General features: G+C 34.3%; 15 protein-coding genes. 5 read left to right on the top strand and 10 right to left on the bottom strand.

Going from position 1 to position 23,129, the window contains the following annotated elements; translation table 11 throughout:
- Nucleotides 1-35 precede the first annotated feature (35 nt).
- From DZ60_RS0116130 to DZ60_RS0116115, 4 genes are all read left to right on the top strand, one after another.
- Entirely contained in the window at nt 36-527 is a 492-nt protein-coding gene (locus DZ60_RS0116130) for a hypothetical protein (RefSeq protein WP_152537454.1), read from the top strand.
- Between the two features lie 232 nt (nt 528-759).
- The gene (locus tag DZ60_RS0116125) at nt 760-1,221 is read left to right on the top strand and encodes a T9SS type A sorting domain-containing protein (protein WP_025743070.1); all 462 of its coding nucleotides are present in this window, start codon (nt 760-762) and stop codon (nt 1,219-1,221) included.
- A gap of 67 nt (nt 1,222-1,288) precedes the next feature.
- Nucleotides 1,289-7,702 (top strand): RHS repeat-associated core domain-containing protein, encoded by a 6,414-nt coding sequence (locus DZ60_RS0116120; RefSeq protein WP_025743069.1) that lies wholly within the window; start codon nt 1,289-1,291, stop codon nt 7,700-7,702.
- Nucleotides 7,703-7,709: 7 nt separating this feature from the next.
- On the top strand, nt 7,710-8,498 hold the full coding sequence (locus DZ60_RS0116115; protein WP_025743068.1) for a hypothetical protein: 789 nt from the start codon (nt 7,710-7,712) through the stop codon (nt 8,496-8,498).
- Nucleotides 8,499-8,629: 131 nt separating this feature from the next.
- Here the strand turns inward: DZ60_RS0116115 and DZ60_RS25290 are convergent, their stop codons facing one another.
- The 3 genes from DZ60_RS25290 to DZ60_RS0116100 form a co-directional block, all read right to left on the bottom strand.
- Nucleotides 8,630-8,803, bottom strand: a complete 174-nt coding sequence (locus DZ60_RS25290) for a hypothetical protein (protein WP_161634434.1) — start codon at nt 8,801-8,803, stop codon at nt 8,630-8,632.
- Between the two features lie 170 nt (nt 8,804-8,973).
- Complete coding sequence (locus tag DZ60_RS25285; protein WP_161634433.1) at nt 8,974-9,126, bottom strand: hypothetical protein; 153 nt, start codon at nt 9,124-9,126, stop codon at nt 8,974-8,976.
- 8 nt (nt 9,127-9,134) lie between these two features.
- On the bottom strand, nt 9,135-9,365 hold the full coding sequence (locus DZ60_RS0116100) for a hypothetical protein (protein WP_025743067.1): 231 nt from the start codon (nt 9,363-9,365) through the stop codon (nt 9,135-9,137).
- A 2,084-nt stretch (nt 9,366-11,449) separates the two neighbouring features.
- On the opposite strand from DZ60_RS0116100, the gene DZ60_RS0116095 reads away from it, so the two are divergent.
- On the top strand, nt 11,450-12,034 hold the full coding sequence (locus DZ60_RS0116095) for a hypothetical protein (RefSeq protein WP_025743066.1): 585 nt from the start codon (nt 11,450-11,452) through the stop codon (nt 12,032-12,034).
- A gap of 481 nt (nt 12,035-12,515) precedes the next feature.
- Here DZ60_RS0116095 and DZ60_RS0116080 read toward each other — a convergent pair whose 3' ends face one another.
- From DZ60_RS0116080 to DZ60_RS24365, 7 genes are all read right to left on the bottom strand, one after another.
- Entirely contained in the window at nt 12,516-14,303 is a 1,788-nt protein-coding gene (locus DZ60_RS0116080; protein WP_051477672.1) for a DUF3987 domain-containing protein, read from the bottom strand.
- A complete protein-coding gene (locus DZ60_RS24735) occupies nt 14,303-15,268 on the bottom strand; it encodes a BT4734/BF3469 family protein (RefSeq protein ID WP_081740516.1) in 966 nt (321 codons plus the stop codon). Before DZ60_RS24735 ends, DZ60_RS0116080 begins: the two co-directional genes overlap by 1 nt.
- An 11-nt stretch (nt 15,269-15,279) precedes the next feature.
- Nucleotides 15,280-15,624 carry a helix-turn-helix domain-containing protein gene (locus DZ60_RS0116070; RefSeq protein WP_025743064.1) on the bottom strand — a complete coding sequence of 115 codons (345 nt, stop codon included), beginning with the start codon at nt 15,622-15,624 and terminating at the stop codon, nt 15,280-15,282.
- 280 nt (nt 15,625-15,904) lie between these two features.
- Nucleotides 15,905-16,942 carry a hypothetical protein gene (locus DZ60_RS0116065; RefSeq protein ID WP_025743063.1) on the bottom strand — a complete coding sequence of 346 codons (1,038 nt, stop codon included), beginning with the start codon at nt 16,940-16,942 and terminating at the stop codon, nt 15,905-15,907.
- Nucleotides 16,943-17,074: 132 nt separating this feature from the next.
- Entirely contained in the window at nt 17,075-18,202 is a 1,128-nt protein-coding gene (locus DZ60_RS0116060; RefSeq protein WP_025743062.1) for a site-specific integrase, read from the bottom strand.
- 261 nt (nt 18,203-18,463) lie between these two features.
- Entirely contained in the window at nt 18,464-20,668 is a 2,205-nt protein-coding gene (locus DZ60_RS23255; RefSeq protein WP_025743061.1) for a S8 family serine peptidase, read from the bottom strand.
- 479 nt (nt 20,669-21,147) lie between these two features.
- On the bottom strand, nt 21,148-22,092 hold the full coding sequence (locus DZ60_RS24365) for a DUF4200 domain-containing protein (RefSeq protein ID WP_025743060.1): 945 nt from the start codon (nt 22,090-22,092) through the stop codon (nt 21,148-21,150).
- Between the last annotated feature and the right edge of the window lie 1,037 nt (nt 22,093-23,129).

The raw sequence follows: 23,129 nt of genomic DNA, 5'->3' as shown, positions 1-23,129 counted from the left end.
GTCCTAGATTACAAGTTACTAAAATAAAAAAAGATATGAGTTTCAGTGTTCAAGAACAAAGAGTATTACAAAATGTAGTCAGGCAGTTTGACGGAATGGCAAAGATAGAGGTATTAGATATTTTGCATAAAATCGAAACATTGCTAGCAGACTTTAGTAGTCCCTTACATTTTGATAAGATTAGGGCAGATATAGAAAAGTCTTTGATCAAAATAGAATTTTCAGAAGGACGTAATCGTGGAGACTGTAGCTTAGAAGATTCATGTCAATTTATGACTATATATGTAGTTAGCTCTTTATTTCCGGAGTCTATTGTTAAGGAAAGTTTATACTTTGTTGTTAATGGACAGTATGAGTTAATTGCTTTTAATAATCGAAATATCGAAGAAAGTTTTGCCAATATGCATTTGACCTCAATTATACATGAGTTTCTAAAAAACAATAATGTTACCAAAAGAAACCCTGTAACCAAACGATTACTACTTCTGGAGCTATTAGATCAAGTGACTATTTCAGTGGATATATAAAATCAGATATCTGTTTTTGCACTTAGATTTTATAGTTACTACTGAAATAAAATTAAAAAAAAGTAACATTTCGTCGTAACATTTCTTGCTGCAAAGTTACTATCTATAGACGGTTATGTACTCTGAATCTGTTATTTGTAGCAAATTGAGTTAATATAATTGCGAAAAAAATAAACAGTGGGCTGTATTGTCCGCTAACTAATCACACGTTAACCTTTTAAAACGAAAACAAATGAAAACATTAAACGTATTGGGCTTATTTCTGCTAGCGCTGTTATTACTTCCGGTAGTATGCCAATCTCAAACCATACTATCCTATAGTTATGATACAGCAGGAAATCAACATGTGCGAAGTCTAGGTGAGGAAGAAGAAGAGGAAGAAGAGGAAGAAGAGGAAGAAGAGGAAGAAGAGGAAACACCAATTGAAGAAATTATTGCCGAAAAGTTTGTTGTTCACCCGAACCCTACAGATGGACTTGTAATTATAGAATGGCTTCCTGAAATGACCCAATATATCCATGATATTAAAATATACGATATGAATTATAATCGTGTAAGATCTGTTTATGATATTTATGAAAATATGGCTTTTGCCGACATTACATCCAAACAACCTGGAATTTATATTATAGTTATTAGGTTGTACCATCCAGAAGTAGATACTGTAGAAAAGAAAATTTTAAAAGACCTCTAAGGCTTTTTTCGACGTACTGCTAAACGAGAAAATCAACACACTTTTACTTTTTTAAAACTCAGATAAAATGAAAACCAATTATATACCTATTCTTATTATCGTCCTATTTTTAACGGGCACAGGTCTATTCGCACAAGGTACAACCAACCTTACTCCTATAGATGATTTTACTTACCAGGAACATTCAACAACAATAAAAATTGAAGAAAATAATAACGTAGAAGCAGAAAACTTTACTTCGAACAATCAAACTAAAGCTGCAAGCTCTGGTATTGGGGAGACCGAAGGAGCCTTGTCGGTTTCTCTCACAGGAGCAGCTGTTTATACAGTTCCTATTAGTGTTCCTCCGGGAATTACTGGTGTAGAACCTACACTGGCACTAACCTATAACAGTCAGGCTGGTAATGCTATGGCAGGTTGGGGCTGGTCAATGTCCGGTGCTTCTACAATAACCAGAATACCCGCTACTGAATATCACGACGGGATTATTGACGGTGTTGATTTTGATAGCAGTGATCGCTTTGCTTTAGACGGTCAACGTCTGGTCTTAAAAAGTGGTGCTTATGGGACTAATGGAGCCCAATATCAAACCGAGAGTTATTCTAACGTAAAAATTATATCATATGGACAGTCACCTATGGGAGCTTCTTCCGGACCTTCATATTTTGAGGTTAACTACCCAGATGGTTCCAAAGCATTGTATGGAAAAACTACAAATTCTCGATCTCGATTAGAATACGCGATTACATATTATGAAAACCCGTTGGGCATACGCATAAGTTATACCTATATCACAGCCGGAAACATGCTTTATTTAAAACAAATTAGCTATGGAGCAAAAGGCACGGGTACTGCTATCAATAAAGTTATATTTCAATATGGAGAAAGAACAAAACCTGAAATATCGTATGTGGGGGATGTGGCATTTACCAATAGTATGATTCTTAAAGAAATTAATGTTATTGGTGATGGAGTTCCGTATAGAAACTATTATGCTTTTCATCAACAAGATGCACTGGATTATGATATATTAGAACAGATTATCGAAAAAACGGGAGACAATTCTCAGGCACATAGTCCAATTAATTTTACCTATAACTATAATCGAGGTAGTGAGTCTGTTGATTATTCTTTGATTACCGCAAATCTTCCTGCTGTGGGGATTGAGCAACGTACCTCAGAAGTTGTGACGATGGATTTAACAGGTAATGGTAGAATGGATTTTATTATACATCCAAAAACAAACGATGAATTTAGGGTGTTTAAAAATCAGAATTATGAATCTGCTATTACTGTAGATTCTGGTGAATTTGAAAAGATTGTACCCATGACCTTATTAAATGATAACAACAATATGATATCAGGTCAAGGGTTTACCATTATAAAGCATAATAGTAGTTCAGGTCAAGCAGTATTAAAGGCGTATTCTAATGGCGCTTCAGAACCACTTACTGTACACTATGAAAAAACATGGAATCCACCCACCTATTCTACAGATTTGACATGTTTCTCTAGTAATTTTTCAAGAATTATTCCACAGGAATATGTTTCCGGTGATTTTAACGGTGATGGATTAACCGATATCGTTGCGATCCCTAAAGAATATACAAGTACAGATTGTAAAGGTTGGGGGTCAACATATTGTCAGTGTAATGATACAAACAATACGCCTACACCAGAAGTGCATTTTATAGACATGGATCGGCGAAAGACGACAGGTTTTGTTACGAATTCGGGCGTATTACAAGCATCCTATATCTCAGGGGATAGACTGCTGGCAGCTGATGTTAATGGGGATGGAAAAACGGATCTTCTTCATTTTACTACCGGAAAAGTATATGTGTATTCCTTTGATATGGATACTCATTCATTGCAATTACTCTGGCAAAGTACAAATACGGCTATTAAAACCGACATGCCCATTTTACTAGGAGATTATAATGGAGATGGAAAAACGGATTTTCTTACACCAAGTACTGACGGTTTTAGGCTATTTTATCTATTTACAGCCACCGGAACATCATTTATAGGAACTTCGGGAACCTATGCATTTACATATAATGCAAGTACATATCACCCTATAACAGGAAAAGCCTATACGTATAATTTGATCCCGATAGATATTAATGGGGATGGAAAAACAGACATCATAAGTCATAATTCAAGTACAAATAATGATGGAACTGATGGCTACCAACAAATAACAATGTTCAAAAATAACGGAATGTCTGCCTCTAGTAATTTTGTAGGATTTGAGGTTGCCGGGAGCTATTCAACATCCAGAGGTCAGACAAAACATTATCCGCTTCCTATTTTCTTATCTTCTGATCAACCCAATAATAAATTAGAGTTTGCTACCATTAGTGATCGTAATATACATTCTTTCAGCTATAATTATGATCATAAATTAACATCTACTATACAAACGATAACTCAAAATGATACTGATTATTCTATTAGATATAGTGATCTAGATCCTTTTAGTGATTCGTATCCTACGACCAATGTATACTCTTCTGATCCTTATCAAATGACATATCCCTATGTAGATATTGTTAGTGCTCCCACCATCAAATTAGTACGTACCATAGAAAAATCGGCACCAAATGTTAGTCGATATCAGAATTATTATTATAAAGGAGGGGTTTCCCATCTTGGGGGATTAGGATTTATGGGGTTCAAGTATATCGCTCGCAGTAATTGGTATCCTGTTAATGATACAAGCCAATTGATCTATACCAATACTACGCGAGATCTACAATTAAGAGGCGCGGTTACTGATCAGTATAAGACTCCATATACCCATCGTTTTGGTACGATTCCTTCGGATTACATTACCCATACAAATACAGCATATGACTATACCTTGGGTACTAACAAAGTATTCAGATTAGAGGTAGACACTAGTACCCATCAAAACCAATTGTTAGGTACAACAACCACAACACAATATCAATACGATAGTTATGGCAATCCTACCAATGAAACTGTCAATTATTCTGGTAAGGGTAGTATGATTACTGAGCTTACTTATAACAATAACACAAGTACTGGGTCCTATTCTATAGGTAGACCATCACACAAAAAAGTAACCTCTACAATAGGCACAAAAACATTTAGTACAGAAGAACAATATACCTATTCGGGATACTTACTCACTGCCTTACAAGTCAAAGGAAATGATACAGAGTTTAATACAGAAACCTATACGTATGATAATTTTGGTAACGTTATAGAAACCACTACAACTCCCTATGGAGAAGTTGGTAGAACCATTAGTGCAACCTACGATTCTTCTGGTCGTTTTATGACCGAAGCCACGGATGTAGAAGGATTAACCTCTACTTATGCCTATAATACAGCTACAGGGTTTCTTACCAAAGAGACAAATCCTTTTAATCAATCCATACACTATACATACGATGTTTGGAATCGTATTATTGGTGTTACAGATGATTTGGGTATAAGTACAACAACGACCTATACTGAGACAGATCTTAGATACCAAGTCACTACAGAGAGTAATGACGGTAGTGCAACCATCACCCAGTATGACCCACTGGGTAGAATCCAGTATATCGGTAAAAAGAGTTTTGGGGGAGAATGGATACGAGTTACCTATGATTATGATATGCTAGATCGGCTAACGGGACAAAGTGAGCCTCACTTTGGTAGTTCTCCTACACAATGGAATACAACATCTTATGATTTTTATGGTAGAGTCAGTACACAAGAATTATATACCGGTCAGACCATTACGTATACCTATGATAAATTAACAACTACAGTGAATGACGGGGTCAAAACAGTAAGTACAGAAAAAAATCCTATGGGTCAAGATATATTTGTAATTGACTCTGGAGAATCCATCGCTCTAAACTATTATGGCAATGGAGCCTTAAGATCCGTAGGTCATTTTGGTGTAAATCAGCTTATAGAACAAGATGGTTGGGGGCGTAGAACTAAACTTACCGATCCTTCGGGAGGAGTATATACCTATGAGTATAATGGTTTTGGCGAAGTAACCAAAGAAACAACTCCCAAGGGTAGCACCACCTATGAATATTTGCCAAACGGTAGACTACAATTAGAAAAAAGTAAAGGAGATCTAACGGACATGACCACCTATTATACCTATGATAGTAGTAGCAAGCTACTGGTAGGAATGGCAGCTACAGATGCCATTACCGGGTCTACACATAATTACACCTACGACTATGATAGTGATTTGCGTCCTTCACAGATTACAGAAATTACATCAAACGGGACATTTACAAAAAAAATGAGCTATGATGCTTACGCTAGAATACAATCAGAAACGCATACCGCACAAGTAGGGGGACAATCCAGTACGATGCTACAATCCTATACCTATGATACGAGTGGTATGTATACGGGTATTTCTGGGGACTGGACCATTAAGGGTATGAACGAAAGAGAACAACCGACACTCATAACTTTTGGCAGTGATACTTATTTGCACCAAAAAAATTATGACGCATACGGATATACAAAAGGAGATCAATTAGGCAGTACTAATGCAGATACCTACGATATAAAAACTAGCTATTCCTTTAATACCGCCAGAGGTACATTAAGTAATAGAATACATGAAACAAATGTGGGAAATGTTCAAAAATATGAAGAAACATTTACCTATGATGCAAAGGAACGATTAACCGTAATAAGCGGTCCTTTTGCACAAACCAAAACTTTTGATACTCGTGGGCGAATTACCAGTGATACCAATATCGGTGAATATGCTTATGCCAGTGGTGATCATCGATATCAGATAAAGGATATTACCTTAAATAATAACGGAGAGGAATATTTTGAAAATCGAATAGGACAAGAAATCACCTACAATGCCCACAAAAAACCTGTGGAGATTTACGAACAAGGAAAAGGCAGGGTCAGTTTTGCCTATGGTCCTATGATGGATAGAACACAGGCATGGTATGGAGGTGAGCAAACTACCAAAGAAGAGCGTAGATATCACAAAATCTATTCTTCGATCATACCTGTCGAGGTGGTGTATGACAGAGAAGCAGATAGTTATAAGTTTATCTCTTTTAAGGGTGGAGACGCATATACTGCACCAATGGTACAGATAGAGCTATTTACCGATGGGAGTAGTGATGGTCCCAATCAATACTATTTACATCGCGATCACTTGGGAAGTATTATAAACATCCTAAAACAAGAAAAGGAAGGTGCCGCAGATACCTCTGTCACCTTGGTCGAATCAAGACAATTTGGTGCATGGGGAACTATAGATGCGTTTTGGTCAAGTGAGAATAATACCGATTTTGGATATAATAACCTTATTGATCGCGGGTATACGGGGCATGAACATTTCTTTGATGTGGGACTTATACATATGAATGGAAGAATGTATGACCCGAATCTAGGTAGGTTTTTATCCCCTGATAATTATATACAGAACCCGTATGATACCCAAAACTATAACCGATACAGTTATGTCCTTAATAATCCTCTAAAGTATACGGACCCTAGTGGAGAATTGGCTATAGAAAGTGTTATCGTTCTAAAATATGCTATTGCAGCGATTGCAGGCTATAAAATTTTTGAAGATACCCAAGTAGGAAGTTGGATAGGCAATAATATTGATAGTGCATGGGATGGGATAACAAACTTGTTAGCAATGCCTTTTAGTTTATTTAGTCGTGGCAGTAGCGAAAGTGCCACAAGAGTTCCTAGGGTCGTAGAAACCTCACAAAATTATGCCAGTGCCGACCCTATGATTGCACCCAACCCGGGGATTGGAGATATGTTTGTGAGTGCGGGAAATAGTTATTTAGGAGGTCAGCTAAGTCATGTGAAAGGCATGTGGAACGGTCTGGTAAATATCGTTACGAACCCATCCTCTATGTTTACCGGAGAAGCCTATATGCAACGACTAATGGGGGGTGCAGAAATGTCTTTCCCTATGCTTAAGCATGCAAGACAGGTGTATGACATACATAATGCGGCAGCAACGGGTGATATTAATAACCTAGCTCATACAATGGGTGGGCAGATGGCAGGAGCAAAAATAGAAGCGTTAAGTATAGTGCCAGGTGCAGGGGTTCTAAAAGGGTTGTCAAGAGTTGGACGAACTGGAAGCAAAATTGTCGGAACAGCACAAAAAACAGGTACTAGAGGACATGCTTTTTTTAGTAACTTAGCAGCTAGATTTTATTCCTTGAATCCAAATGTAGTTAGAGTAACATTAGATAGAGGGTATAGGTCATTAATGGGAAATTTAACACCCAAAGGCTTACGATACGGTCCCAGACCTGATGTCGGTGTTCTATATAAAAATGGAAAAGTTCGTGCTATTGAAATTGGTTCTAAAACGGATGTGTTAAGTATTTTAAGATCAAGAAACAGAGATTTTTTGAACTTAAATGGGATCAAAACAGTTGGTATAAACGTATACTGGGGTGCAAGATTGCTAAATAAAATATTTTCAAAATAAAATAATTATGTTTTTTCAAGATAAATATAAAATAATTGAATTCTGTAAGATAGTGACCCCCTTAGAAGGAGAGTTTTTTTTAATTAAAGATTGTTTTAAGGTTCTATATGATTTCATTTTACAGAGTATTGACAAACCTACTTCATTAAGTTTTGCTTATAATTATGGCAGAAAAGTATGGAAAACGAAAGAAGGTTTTCTAAAAGCTATAAATAGTTTGGAAAATAAAGATGTAGTAAACATAATGGCTTATTTTAACGATAATCGTTCTGAAAATTATTTCATCATAAATAACCCAATTATGAATTTAGAACATCCTCCAAATTTATCGTCTATTAGCTTAGAAATAATTATAGATAAGAAATATTTTGACAAGACTCTTGTTAATCAATTAATTCATAATATGAATGACGTATATTCTTTTGATTATGGATATATAAACGATTATAGAAAGAAGCAGAAAGAATCTAAAAATAACTCTGTTTTGGAACAAAAGTGGATTTTTCATTCAATGGGAGTTAAAGAAGGTTATATTAAAAATGTTTATGAATATAATATTCTTAATAATACCCAAATTGATCAACCAATAATTAAAGAGTTAATTAAAGAAAATATAGGGGGAATAGTAAAATTGAATGACCAATTAACTATTTGGCGATTGGATAAATCAGAACTTAAAGTTGCCCAAAAGAGATTAAACCAATCTCAATATGTAATCGTTAATACTAAAAATCCTGATTTGTTTCTCGAAACCGAAGATGCTAAAAGATTTAGGAAGTTAATGGAGCTAAAATAATGGAATTTCAGGAAAAGCTGTCTTACTGGACAGCTTTTCTTTATTAAATACTACTTAAATAGTAGGAATCATAATAATTGCATTTTCATCTTCTAACAGTCCTATAGATTTTAAGTAACGTTCGGTGGTTGTTATAACAATTGCTTCCAAAGTAAAACAACAAGAACGACAAAAAATTCGGTGGTGGTAAAAGTAGTGAACCACAGGTAAGAGATTTCTACAGGAATAAAAATAGTCTCTTGTTTTGAAATTCGTATTTTAGGTTCTGGAAAATCAATCCTAAACTGTCTATTCCAGTATTTCATAATACCATAATTAATACCACGTTTTTCGCCAGTTCTTTAAAATGGAGTACATCTCTTTCTTTTGGTCTTTTCTTTTTGCATACCGCAAAACTAGAACCTAAATCAAAATTATACAAGATGTAGTTTGCCGAACGGTTACGATAAGAGATGTTAATAGTCATTTTAAAACATTATCTCTTTCGCTTTTCATTTTCAATTTGATAATACAGGTCTGTACATGTTTTTACTGTTCTCGAAACTATATAGATGGCAGTAATTAACTTAAGTGCTGTTGCTAATACATCCGAATTCCTATGTTGGAGTAACTTTTCTGTGGTCTTCATATTTGTAACTATAGTCGTTTTGCATTGCGTAATTTTTTGGTTGCTGTAATTAAATCGGCATACTGGCTAATAAAATATTTAGAAACAAACATTAGCCCGTATATACTGGCAACAACCAACGCTCCTTTTACCCACATATTTTTGTAGAGTGGTTCGCTTTCTATTTTCAAATGTGTTAATTTTTTCAGTTCAGTTTTTACGAAATCAGATGATGCTCTTTCCCTTTTTTTTGTGTTCATATTTCTTGGTTTAAATAGTGAAGATGGCTAAACCCCTTTCTAAAGGAGATTGTTTAATTGAAAGATACGTCTAAAATAAGTATTAAATAGCACTTTTTGTAATGGTAATATACCAAGGTGTTACATATATATTTTTTCTATTTATTTGTAAACTATGCAAACGCTATCATACTGGGTTATTCCAATTTATAGGGGGTATAAATTACTACATCAAAATCGGTACGAAAATAATTTTAAATATATTCCTCTAACTAATTTAAAACTGATTGGAGAAGATTTTTCAGCAGGTATATATTTTTAACATATAATTAGATTTAAGGAAGTTACTTTGGATTTTTATAAAACTAGATCTTTATGTTCAATGCGAAAATAAATGCATATCAGGCCGTAAAGGTTTGGTGAATAGATCCACAACTTTTTTATTACAGATGATAAACTTAAACAATAGACTACACAACTATTATTCATTTGTAAACGTTTGTTTCTGTTTAAAACAAATAGAAGAACATTTCCCTAATTCACCACTTCCTATATAGGAGTATTGGGATATATTGGAGGAATAGTTCCCCACGAGTCCGCTATGGATACAGAGAGGGTCTTAAACCCAGAACTTTGTGCAATGATAGTTTATTGTTTTTAGTAGTATAATTCACACAAAGGCTAGTAAGAGCTACATGTCATCCCTATAGGGAAAAGTTAGGTCAGTGCTATAAGGAAGAGTTACGTGTCATCCCTATAGAGAAAAGTTAGGTCAGTGTTATAAGAAAGAGTTGCGTGTCATTCCTATAGAGAAAAGTGAGGTCAGTGCTATAAGGAAGACTTGCGTGTCATCCCTATAGAGAAAAGTTAGGTCAGTGTTATAAGAAAGAGCTGCGTGTCATTCCTACAGGGAAAAGTTAGGTCAGTGTTATAAGGAAGAGTTACGTGTCATTCCTATAGAAAAAAGTCAGGTCAGTGCTATAAGGAAGAGTTGCGTGTCATCCCTATAGAGAAAAGTTGGGTCAGTGTTATAAGGAAAAGTTACGTGTCATCCCTATAGAGAAAAGTTAGGTCAGTGTTATAGGAAAGAGTTGCGTGTCATTCCTATAGAGAAAAGTGAGGTCAGTGCTATAAGGAAGACTTGCGTGTCATCCCTATAGAGAAAAGTTAGGTCAGTGTTATAAGAAAGAGCTGCGTGTCATTCCTACAGGGAAAAGTTAGGTCAGTGTTATAAGAAAGAGTTACGTGTCATTCCTATAGAAAAAAGTCAGGTCAGTGCTATAAGGAAGAGTTGCGTGTCATCCCTATAGTGAAAAGTTAGGTCAGTGTTATAAGGAAAAGTTGCGTGTCATTCCGATAGGGAAAAGTTAGGTCAGTGCTATAAGGAAGAGTTACGTGTCATTCCTATAGAAAAAAGTCAGGTCAGCGCTATAAGGAAGAGTTGCGTGTCATTCCTATAGAGAAAAGTCAAGTCAGTGTTATAAGAAAGAGTTACGTGTCATCCCTATAGTGAAAAGTTAAGTTCGTGTTATAAGGAAAAGTTGCGTGTCATTCTGGATTACCTAATAAATTTGGTACAAATTATAATTAAGCCGCATTTTAATATTTTTTACGATTTGACATGACTTTCTTAAATACATTATTTCAAAAAAAATTAATAATACAGGAATACAATGTGTAGGACATGCCTATTTTATATAAGCGAATAGTTTACGCAATTGATTCTTTTTCTAAATTATAAAAACAACTATGCCCCTTGTTCATTTGCAATAGGACTTACGTGATGTTAAACTAATAAACAGAATATACACTAGGGGATGCCATGTATATTTAAGAAAACACATCCCTATTTTTATAACAATCATTGTTTTTCTGTAGCATCCTCTTCTTAATTCATAGCTATTCTCACTTGTTTACCTAGTAGTAACCTCTTTATTTTAAGCTAATCAACAGAATACACACCCCATGGGTAGGTGTGTATTTTTTTTGTGGCACCGCTTTTTTTACTAAAACTGAAAAATACCGTCATACGTTTTTGATTGTTTTTAGACTTCAAAAGAATTGTAACTTTACCCTAGACCACTTTTAAAACCAAAGAATGTATTATGTCCGATCAAGACCACTTACTAGAAATTATAAATGGAACTATCCATCCATGCGAATCAAAAACCATCCAGAATTATATTCACTTTAGCCCTAAAAGACGTTATGAATCTATTCTTTCTTTTCTATGTACCTATGCCAAATTGTATAGTTCAAAAGAGACGTATAAACCTTTTATTCAACTGAAAGATGATACTGGAAAATTGGTATTTAATGATCGGTTGTACATCACATCTTTTGCCGATAGTACTATCCTAAATGATACTTCTACCAAATACAAGGTAGACATCATTGATGATGGTGCAGATCCCTACAGCGTGTATTGCATATTAACATATGTTTCTAAAAATGGAAAAGAAACATGTTTTTGTAATATTACCTTTAAAAAGGAGCTTCCAGAAATTGAGATACTGGAATATTTTGCAGCGATTGATCGTGTCATGGAAAAAGAACTTGCTTATCAATATGAACAAGGATTGATTGCAGATGATGATGTCGAGATATCATGGACCGTATTATTTCATAATTATAACGCGACTACCAAAGCATGGGTCATTTCTTCAATTGATGTAAACATATATGGGTGACGTATACCTCAAAAAAACCTCAAAAAGAGAAAGGTGAGGTTTTTGAGGTTTCTGAGGTTTCTGAGGTTTTGATCGTAATTTCTGGAGTATACAGATCTACAAAAAATATATTTTGAACCTAATTAAACCTACATTAACACATGTTAATTTGGTTTCAAAAAACTTAAAATCAATTAGATACATGCAAAACAGACTTCTACCTATTCAGAGTTGCCACCAAGGAAAATGCATCTAAATACCTGAAGTTACTTATTTAATAACCAAAACCTCAGTTTGAGGTTTTGAGGTTTTCGGCAATGTAGTTCTGGTTTGAGATTTAGGAAGAGTTATTTCAATGGAAAACATATGTGTATTTAATCATAAAAACCTTATTTTTAAGTATTTTGCATTATATTTTTTTTTTGACATGAGCGCTATAAATGCCGTTTTTGGAGCATGTAAAATAACCAAAACCTCAAAAACCTCAGAAACCTCAAAAACCTCAGGTGTCCTTTTTTAAAATATTTTTGTACTCCCCCTGGGCAACTCTTTGCAAGTATCCTTTCTCTATAAATTCCTTAATATACCGTTCTGCACTCTTGGAAGCAATATTCATAGTATCAGAAATCCTCTTAAATTCCTGAGTAGAGAAACGTATTGGTAACTGATCCAAAAAACGTTCTTTATGATTTTTTTGACGTGGTAGTACTCGTTTGGGTTCCGGTAAGTGCAAAAAAACATGTTCGGTATGTGCTAATAAAATGGTAATCATACGCAGTGCCACTTCAAAATCAGAATCACTACATGTTCTGCAATTGGTAATATTACCCTCTTCTGACATTCTAAGTACTGTCAAAATCATGGCTATTCGATAACAAATCAAGCCTAATCTTAGTAAGGAGGCTTCTAAACCATTCTTTTGTAAAAACAGGAACTTGTCATATTGTTTACTAAAAAAATCATGAAAACGATCTTCTTGTTCCTTTTGTAAGGTAATCTGAATTCCTTCACTATAGGTGCATAATGTATTGTAACACCTATGAAATTGTTGCCCTAACCGATCAAAAGTAATGTCTAAACTTTCTTGTTTTGAATCAGCAAATACATTACGCCATTGCTTTTGGCGTTTCATATGGTAGAATATAAATCGACTGAATAATCCATTTTCTGAATCAGGCATTAAGGCAAGCACCTGATCGGGTGTACCTGTTAGGACTGTAGATATTTTAGGACAAGGAATATCTATATATTCACTATCCGTTCTTCGATAATAACTAATAGCTTCATGATGAAAAGCTTTTCTAAATCCATCACTATAATTACCGTATTCACTTTTAAAAGTCTGTGCCAGTGTGTCTCCTTCAGTTTCAAAAATCAACCCTTCTCCATTATTTTCGGCTAATAACTGAAATGTACCCGTAGCACTATTATTGGCAGGAATAAAAAGCATTTGCTCTGGGGGTTTAGATGGTTTGATGGCTAAAGCATCCTTCTTTTTTTTGGATCGATAAGCAGCTAAATCTATTTGATATTGCGCTTTATCAGCCATCGTAGTATCACGTTTTACCGTATGAATAGATTGTACCAACCTTCTACACAGATTTACTCTCCCTTTGCCAGAAGAAGCTGGAGCAGTAATGAACAAGAACAAATTAGGATATACCGTATATTGATCATAAATCCCGTAAACATTGGGCAGGCATGCACTCATCGTGGTTAATGCACCTAAAAAAAGAATATCTTTCTCTGTATCAGTTTTAGCGCAAACCACCACATCTTGCAATAAACGTGGTATTTGTTCAAAAATAAAATCAGGAAATGTAGCCAATGTTTTTTTAGCTACAACCATTTCTTCTGTGTTGGAAGACGCTGTAGGCAAGGTATAATCCAGAGACCTATTCTTTTTTCGTTTTAAATCGACTCCTGCTTGTTTTGCTAAATGAAAGAAGGTTCCCAGAGTGACGCCTGTGCGCTTACTTTTTAGACAGTGTTCATATTGTTTTTGACAGGCTTTATACTCATAGCCGGGATAATTTTTACTTACCCTGTGAAACAATGATGTTCCATTTTGCCCAAATTCATCTGCAAGTGCAAAACCAATTTTTAGCCAATCTTCATAATTGGAAGTAAGGTCAATACCTTTCATTTCCAATGCTCCAATAATCCTCTGAACAACTTCTAATGTCTCATTAGAACTATAGCGGTTTGATTCAATGGAATCAGAAACAATATTCATGTTAGCATTCTTATCGGTATTCAAATATTTTTTAGGATCAAATCTTTGTATCATTAGGTATATTTAGGGTGGATATAGGCATTGGGGTCATAAGGTAATAAACAAGCTCTGGCAACATCTTCTCCATGGGTATCTATCTCTATTGTATAGGTTTGTTTTAAATACTTGCTGATTGCTGTAAAATAATCTCCATGAGATACCTCTTTTAATGAGATTTCAACAACCCACTTTAATCCGTTTCCTCTGGGAGAAACAAATAATAACTCGGTAGGAAAATACGGGTCATGTAATAGTATTTCTTTTATTTCTTCCAATCGACTTTGATCTTGTACATCATCAATGTCCACTGTTAATAAGTTAGAATGTTTGATTAAAGAGTTGTTAGCACGCTTGGTAAAAGTTCCTGAAAAGGTGACATAATCAAAATTCTGTCTTTTGAATATTTTTTGTTGGGCAGCACCCAAACTTCGTAGCTTTTCTGTTTTGTATTTTCGAATAGGGTGCCTTATCATTTCATAGGTTTTTGGAATGTCTAAACTTTCATTAGGATAGAGGTTAAAAAGATTTCTATGGAAGTAACTAAATTTTGGTATGATACGATGATCTGGTATTGTATCTAGAAGTGTTGTAACGTGCTGATTATTTTGTTCATATTCTGAAGGTTTAGACGCTATTGTTAAATGAAGGACTTCATTAATACGTTTTAATAATTCATATTCACTATCCTCTTTAAAATACAATTGTGCAAAATCAAATGGATCTCCATAAAAAGAAGTATCCATCAAGTCTTTGTAAACTGCAATTCGGTTTTCAATGACAATTGATAGACTCGCTTCTTCCCATTGTAAAAAAGGGTTTACTATTAGTTTACATCGGTTTACACTGGATGGGTTTACAATTTGTTTATCCCCATTTAGGTCAACTTTTAGCACTTGATTAGGGTTAAATTCTCTAAGAACATAACTATATATCTTCAACCCATAATGTGTCTTGGCTATAATATCCTTTCGTGTTATCATAACGCAACGTTTTACAGGGGGTTAGATTTTAAATAATCCTTGACTTGGTCATCCAATGTATTAGGCTTTCCCTGATGTATCCAATCAATAATGTCTTTTTTAGAAAAAGTGAGTGGTTTTCCTCTGGAGAGTACTGGGATTTCGTACCTACTGATTTTAGAATATAAAGTTGGTTTTGTATATCCTGTTATTTCACATACTTCCTCTAAAAAGATGATGTCATTGTTTTCTTTTACTAAAGGTTGAGTCCTATCCTTTTTTAATATCTTTTCTGCTTGTTCGTTAAAAATTTCTCGTTGTAATTCTTTGTATTCTCCAATAGTTAAAGAATACAATGGTTTTAATAAATCGCTCATATACTTCTTTTTTAAAAATTAGAAATGAGCATTACGTAATGCTTTGTTTTATTGATATCGAAGACCAAATAACAAAACATATCAAAGCGTTTTTTCGTAAAATCGTAGAGCGTAGAGTTTACCAGATGTTTTACTTTTGGTATTCTTTGTGATCTCTTGTAAATACTAGGTTTTTTAAAAACACTATTTTATCAAAAAAAACGTAGAGAATAGAGCGAAAGAAAGGAGGCAGTCTATCAATAGGGAGAGGACCTTAAAAAACTAAAATTTTATAGGTGTATTATAAGATATCAGCAATAGCGTATAGTACTTCTTTTCTTTGGTCAGTTCCTCCATTGGCATATTGAAGTTGAGTGGTTTCAAATTCTTTGCCTTCTTTATTTAAAAAACACTTTATGGTCGTTGTCCAATTTTCATTACCCATAGGTTCAATTTTTTTCGTTCGAACCAAATAATGTACAAACAGTTTGAGATAGATTTTCCCGCCCAACCAAATAATTCTTTTAGTTTTAGTAACTCCAACTCCTGAAAAAATATTTTTAAAATTTTCAAAATCAAAATCAATGTCTGCTTTGATAAACCCATATTCGATGAGCTGTTCAAATGCTTGATAACCTCCATTATTCTGTAGATAAGTAGGTTCTTTTTGAAGAATGGTTAAATAATATGAATTATAGTTTTTTCGGGTTCTGGGTCTTTTATGGTACTTTGGTGTTTCCTTAGGAGGGGTATCCTGAGGATCTAAAGTATCAGCAAAACTCTGTAAATATTCTGTGATGGTTTGACTAAGTCTGGGTGAAAAAAATATATTCTGATATTGTCGTATTATTCTTTTGTTCAGAAAATCCATATAACTAAGGATATACCTTTCAAAAGAATGGGTTAGATGGTACTCTAAAAAAGAGTTGATATGATGTAACCCTAACTCGTATTGTCGCAGTTTTAGGGAAAACCAAAAAGCAAAATCTTTATGATCACTTTTAATTTCTTTGTCTATTCGATATGAATATCCATCATTATTACTAAAAAAATATGCTAATCGTATAGACTCCGAAAAGTCTATGGCTTGTGTAAAACGATTTACCTTGTTAAGATAATATGTTTTCATGTCTTTATCTCCACCTATGTAATTGTCATAGGTAATAAAAGGAGGCGTTTCTGAAATGACAATGACTTGAAGTTTTTGAGATAGCTCTTCCATCACCCGAATTCTGGAAAAATGCTTAAATTCTTCAGAAGGGTTAAAAAACAAGTGATATTCAAAATCCCAAATATCCACAGTATTAATTTGATAATAAGAAAAACAAGGTGTTAACATAAAGGCAAAACAAATAAGAGTGATACTATCCCTTATGTATGTGTCTCAAGAACCTAAAATGTTTCGTTTCCGTAGTGTTAATTTTAAGTTAATGAATATTGAAATGCTATACCCAGATGGATTATTCTTCTTTTATACTCCCAAATTTGGAATCCTGTTTGCTGCCTCTACTTTCTTTTTATCTATGATTTTTGCATAAATCTGGGTGGTTTGTAATGTTTTATGCCCTAGTAGTTTAGATAAGGTGTAAATATCTGTTCCGAAGGTCAGTTGTAGGGTAGCATAGGTATGTCTGGCACAATGAAAAGTAATGATTTTTGTAATCCCAGATTGTAACATCCATCGTTGAAGTTTAATGGATGTGGCACCATCGAATTTAAGCCCCTCAAAAACAGGATTGTCCAAACCTGACTTTTCACCTAGTAAAGCTCTGGCTTCATCTGAAATAGGGAGAGTCTCTACCCCTTTTGTTTTCTTTTGTGTAAAACGGATATACCACCCTTGATTTTCTGAATGTTGTACCTCTGACCATTTCATTTTTAAAATATCTGATTTTCGCAGCCCTGTTAATGAACTAAATAGAAATGCCTTTTTTAGAATCAATGGATGGCATTCGGTTCTAAAAGCGGATTGTAATTCCTCAAAAGTCAGGAATTCTCGTTCTGTTTCTTCTTTTGGGATATGTGCTACATCTTCACAAGGGTTGTGAGTGATTAGTTTTTCTTTTACTGCTTTTTTGAAAGAAGATCGAAACTTACTAAAATAGACATGACAAGTATTTAGCGATAAGGGAGTACCTTCCACCGAGGCTTCTACTGTTACAAGGTATTTTTTAAACCCCTCTACCCATTCCTTATCAATATCTCCAATACCAAGCTGCCGTTCTCCTGTATAATCGATAATATAATTTAATGTACTATTCCAAATTCCATAGGTGGCCGGTTGGTTAATTTTTTTATTGGTTAGTTCTCTAAAATAGGCAATGAAGTTTCGACTCGAACCTGAATCCTTATTGGATATTAAATGTGAAAACTCATGATCCTCATGCTGAAGTTGTAATAAACGTTTAGAACGAATGCTCTCGGCCAACAAAGAGACTTTCTTATTATGCTCTTTCTCTAGTTTTGATTTTGGCTTAGGATAGAGATATAATTTAAGGGCTTCTTTTTTTCGAGTTTGTTTAGCCTTGGGTAAATAATAATCTAAAAACAAACTTTGTCTGCCGTCCTTTAATGTTTTCTGTCGTAAAGTTACATTCATGATTATATATTTTTTGTGCCTTTTGTAGTTAGAGGTACAATTACGAGACAATAATAAACAAAAAAGCACAAAAAACAGAGGGTCTTAACAGAATATTTAATTACAAAATATTCTGTTAACCCCTATAAAATATAGCTTTTTATGTTTTATGTTGTTTTATTTAGATAAATGAATTTACTGTAAAAGAAAATCAGCTATTTTTTGTGTATGCAAAGAAGAAAAAGAGAATTTTATTACGGTAAATTCAACGTATAAATGGTATTAGTTTTTAATCAAGCTTTTATACGTTTTCTCACCAGTATCCAGAGTAACCAGTAGCATATAAAATCCAGATGATAACGCACCTAAAGCAACCTGATCCCTTTGAAAAGCATTGTTTTTAGAATTTGAAACTCGAACAACGTTTCCTGTTTGATTAACTAATTGCCAACTAACCATATTTTCTTTACTGGTAATAGTTAATATATCATTCGTTGGGATAGGAAAAGCATCAAATGTTTTTTCTTCTTCCTTGTATTCGGCCAAAAGTTGTGGATCTATCGTCTCATACGTAATATTGACTTTGTTCGATGCCACAGATTCTTGGGCAGCACTAGCTCCTGTACAAACCTCTGTTAAAGCTTGAAAATACGACCCCGATTGAGCGATAAAACCTGTAGTCATTATTACTCTTGTTCCTGCTGTATATATGGCAGCACCTCCATTAGAAATTACATTGCTTGCTGTAACGCTAGTAGCCGCTTTTTGTATATCAGTGTCTCCAGAAGGTACATTTTGCGTTATAGTTAGATTTTCGACGCAATCACTCACCTGAGCCTGAGCCAATATGACAGCCTGATAAGCATCTACTAACCCATACCCCATTTCTATATTCCAAGTACCATTGTTACGGCCACTTGTAGTATCATAGGTATATAAATCTGTTCTTACCTTTTGTGCAGATTGTTCAATGATATCATTGACTTGCTGAAATGTTAAACTTGGGTTTACACTCAATACCAATGCGGCAACCCCAGCCACGGCAGGACAAGCAGACGAAGTACCATTAAAATCCTGAACATAATCCGTTTCAGAATACCCTGAACCTTCCTGTCTATCTGTTGTTGGTATTAATACTCCCGGAGCCACTACATCAAGTTCAGCTCCAAAACAACTTCCCCACCAAGATTCTCCATCACAAGAGTCTGGACTTTTTCTTTCTCCACAAGGGCTCATTGCTCCTACTACCAAAATATCTGGATTATTGTTTCCTGGATACCTTATATTAGTATTGTCCTCGTTTCCTGCTGCAAAAACAATAACACAACCTTTCCCATCTCTACCATTAGTAATAGCATTGGCAATAGCATCATCGATAATACTAGATGGCGTATATCCTCCCCATGAATTACTAATAATATCGGCTCCATTTTGCCATGCCCAGTTAAAACCACTTGCCAATTGCGCAGCGGTATCAGAAAATCGTAAATTAATACTTATCGAGATTAATTCGCTATCTGGAGCCACACCAGAAACCCCAAGATTGTTATCTTGTTCTGCACTAACGATTCCTGCACAGGCGGTTCCATGAGAGCCTCTTACTGTAGCGGGTGTCGTCCCATTATTTGCATCAAACCCTGTACCGTGTATCCTGTTGACTAAGTCTGGATGATCCAACTCTATTCCATGATCAAAAACTGCCGTTTTGATATCCGAAGATCCGGTGGTAAGATTCCAAGCCTGCTCAGCATTAATATCAATCCCAGAGGTTCCTTCGTTTTGTCCGGTATTCAATAATGCCCATTGATTACCAAAGAATGTATCATCTGATGCTATTAAATCATGATAGGTAAAAGCTGGTTCTGTACTTTCAAAAAGACCTGTCTCATAAAATATATTAGCTAAGTTCAGTGCATTCAAATCTTTCGGTTTATTAATTGATAATGTAAACCAAAGTGGCATAAATTTATCGTGCCCCAATACTTCAACATCCATTTCTTTTGCTTTTGCATATAGTAGTTTAACATCATCTTGATGCTTTAATTTTACATAAAAGTTATTGGTTAAACCTATTTTATGACCGTTCTTTATATACGTTGGTGAAACCATTAGCGTATTCGCCTTCAACTTAAATGATGCTATTTGCTCACGATATTCTTTATTCGACAAAGAAGTTTTTGTAGCAACTTCCATATAAAATGACTTACGATTTTTTCTTTTGGAAGCTTCTGCGTCTATTGGGTTTGCAATAGATCTAGTTCGATCTTCAACTATTTCGGATATTTCTGTCTCACTGGATTTAAAAGAAGAAAAAGAACTTACAGAACTTTCTCCCTCAAATGAAACAGAAACAGCTTGGGTATTTATAGTTAAAAATACCTTTTTTCCTTTATGATAATAATAACTATCTAATTGATCTTGCCCATAACTACTAATGGTTAAGAACAATAGTAGTGGAAACAATATGTTGTATACTATTTTTCTCATTTTGTATATTCTTTAATTTGTGTGTTTGATTGATTAATTCATTCAGTAAAACCCGTTCGTTTTGGTTTATAAATCTTGTTTTTCTAAACAAATCGACTCCTGACAACGTATTTGGGGGATAACATGATAGTGTAAGTGCTTTAACATTTTGAAGCTAGTTCATCTAAAAAATCACATGCGTCAACCTCATTTTTTCTGTTATAATGGCATACATTTTTTACAATAAATACATGCTCATCAAAGAAAACCATAACCTCTGCTGCTGCTTCGATATTGTTACTGATCCTGTTTATCTTCAATACATTCAAAAGAATCATGTGTCAGTTTATACTACTATTGAGTATAACTTTCCTGAATGATGTAATCAAAATAGTCTGAATAATTTGCCAATAATCATTTGTTCATCATCTCTTATTTTTAAATTAAAGCATGTATGAATCTTCGATTTTAGTTGATATCAACTTCATGGCTATGGCATTTTATTTTTTTGATTCAAGGAGTTCAATTCTTTCCTGCAATTCAAGAAGTTTTTGATTCATTAATTCTAATTCCTTGATTTTTTTCTCTTGTTGTATAGTATACAGTGTAAGTTCTTCTATTTTCTGAAGCAATTTGGCATCCATTTCTCCAAGGAAGAATCCATTTGCTACAACCTCTTTTGCACTAGGGATATCCTGAAGATGACCATTTTCTTTAATGTGATTTTCTACATCTCGTAGCGAAGGAAGCGCATAACCTGATTCGAAAACAAAATCAGACCAACTACCTGATTCTACTCTAATTTCTCTGGCTCCAACAGTACCATCTACAACAAACGTATGACTTCCAAAAGAAGTGGTTCCAACACCAACTTTTCCTCCATCAGGAACAAGGAATACTCGACTTCCGTCCTGATTGTCTGATACCATAAATTGAGCCGCTATACTATTGTTTGGCGATGTAATTAAAAAATTCTTACTACCCACAGTAGAATGCAAATCAAGCCGAGAACTTGCCCCAGAATTGAGCTGACGAAAAACCCAAGGTCTTTCGGTAGAAAACCTCAAAAGTTCAGTTCCATCACCAGTTCCATTAATATCTAGAAGACTATTTGGTGAAGAAGTCCCTATACCAACATATCCGTTTTGGTTTTTAAAAAGAAATTCTCGCCAGTCTGACCAACTAGAAGTTTCACCATTGTATGTTCGCATGGCAAGTGTTGTAGTTCCGGTTTTACTTGTATTCGCGAGTTCAAAATTTCGGTGTATATTACCAAAAACACTTAATTTGACACTGTACGGATACGTCCAGTTTTCTTCATTGGAGGTACCTGGACCATTTTGGTAAGAAATACCCGTTGAAGGAATAGCAGTTTCATCAATTGTTGTTTGTCCGTAGGATACTGCATAGATTGCGACGATGATAATTGTAACTAATTTTTTCATAATTTTCGTTTTTCTGATTTGTGTTTTACTTTATATATTTAATTTAATTATTCATTTTTTTGTTTCTAAAAAAGGTATACTGGATCACTTCTTCTGATCATCAGAAGTAGTTTTGTGTTTTTTCAGCCTATTGAGTGCTTAGATATTTTTTAGAGGACCGTCTCTATGAACATAGTTTTCAAGTTCTGTTCACAGTGGTACTAACAAAACGGTCTCTCCTCCTGTTTGGTAATTAGTTTCCAAACCCAGTTCGTTCTCTCTTATAGTACCTATCTATGTAAAATTTTAGAATAGGCACATTAGCATCTATTGAATTTTGATTGATGTAAATGGCTAAGTTCTCACCGCCTTTGGTAAAATAATGGTAGTTTGCATTTGTGATCAAACTTCTCAAAATTCATGTTTGAGTGTGAATGGGTATAGTAAAAACAATACCAATTGGTAAAGATGAAAGGTTTGTTTTTCATTAGTATGAGTTTTAAAAGTTTACTTAATACTATATGTATTAATCATATCCTTGTTGTTGTTTTTTAAAGCAATAGTATTCTAGACCACCTATTTGTAGTAATAGTGGTTGGCACATCTTAAAAAATTAAATATTTATAAATTTCAGGCTACTCCTCTTCAAATAAAGTTTGCAAACTATTACGGAATATACCTCCCTAGGATAAGTTAAAAGTAGCAATTGAATTTGAAATAAGGGATTTTTCTGCAACCAATTTATCCTAATAATTAGGGCCTTTTTTTTCGAATTTATCTTCAAAAAACCTAAAAAATATTGATTTTATTAATCCTGAATTCGGGGAATTTTGAACCTCAATAAGATTCGGAATTCTACAATGTTTTCAGGTTAAAAATTGTTAAACTCTATGTTAAGTAATTAAAGATTCATAAACCTCATAAAACATAAAATAAATGTCTGTTGATTAGGTAGTACCCTAATAATATTGTGATCAATACTATTTTTAATGTACTCGCAGCGATACTAGGTTAAAAATAAAGAAAATATTAGTATTTATGATACTCTAAGTCCTCTT

Source organism: Aquimarina pacifica (genome assembly GCF_000520955.1).
Classification (GTDB): Bacteria; Bacteroidota; Bacteroidia; order Flavobacteriales; family Flavobacteriaceae; genus Aquimarina; species Aquimarina pacifica.
Note: the sequence above shows the minus strand (reverse complement) of the source record. Positions and strands in the feature narration are given on the sequence as shown.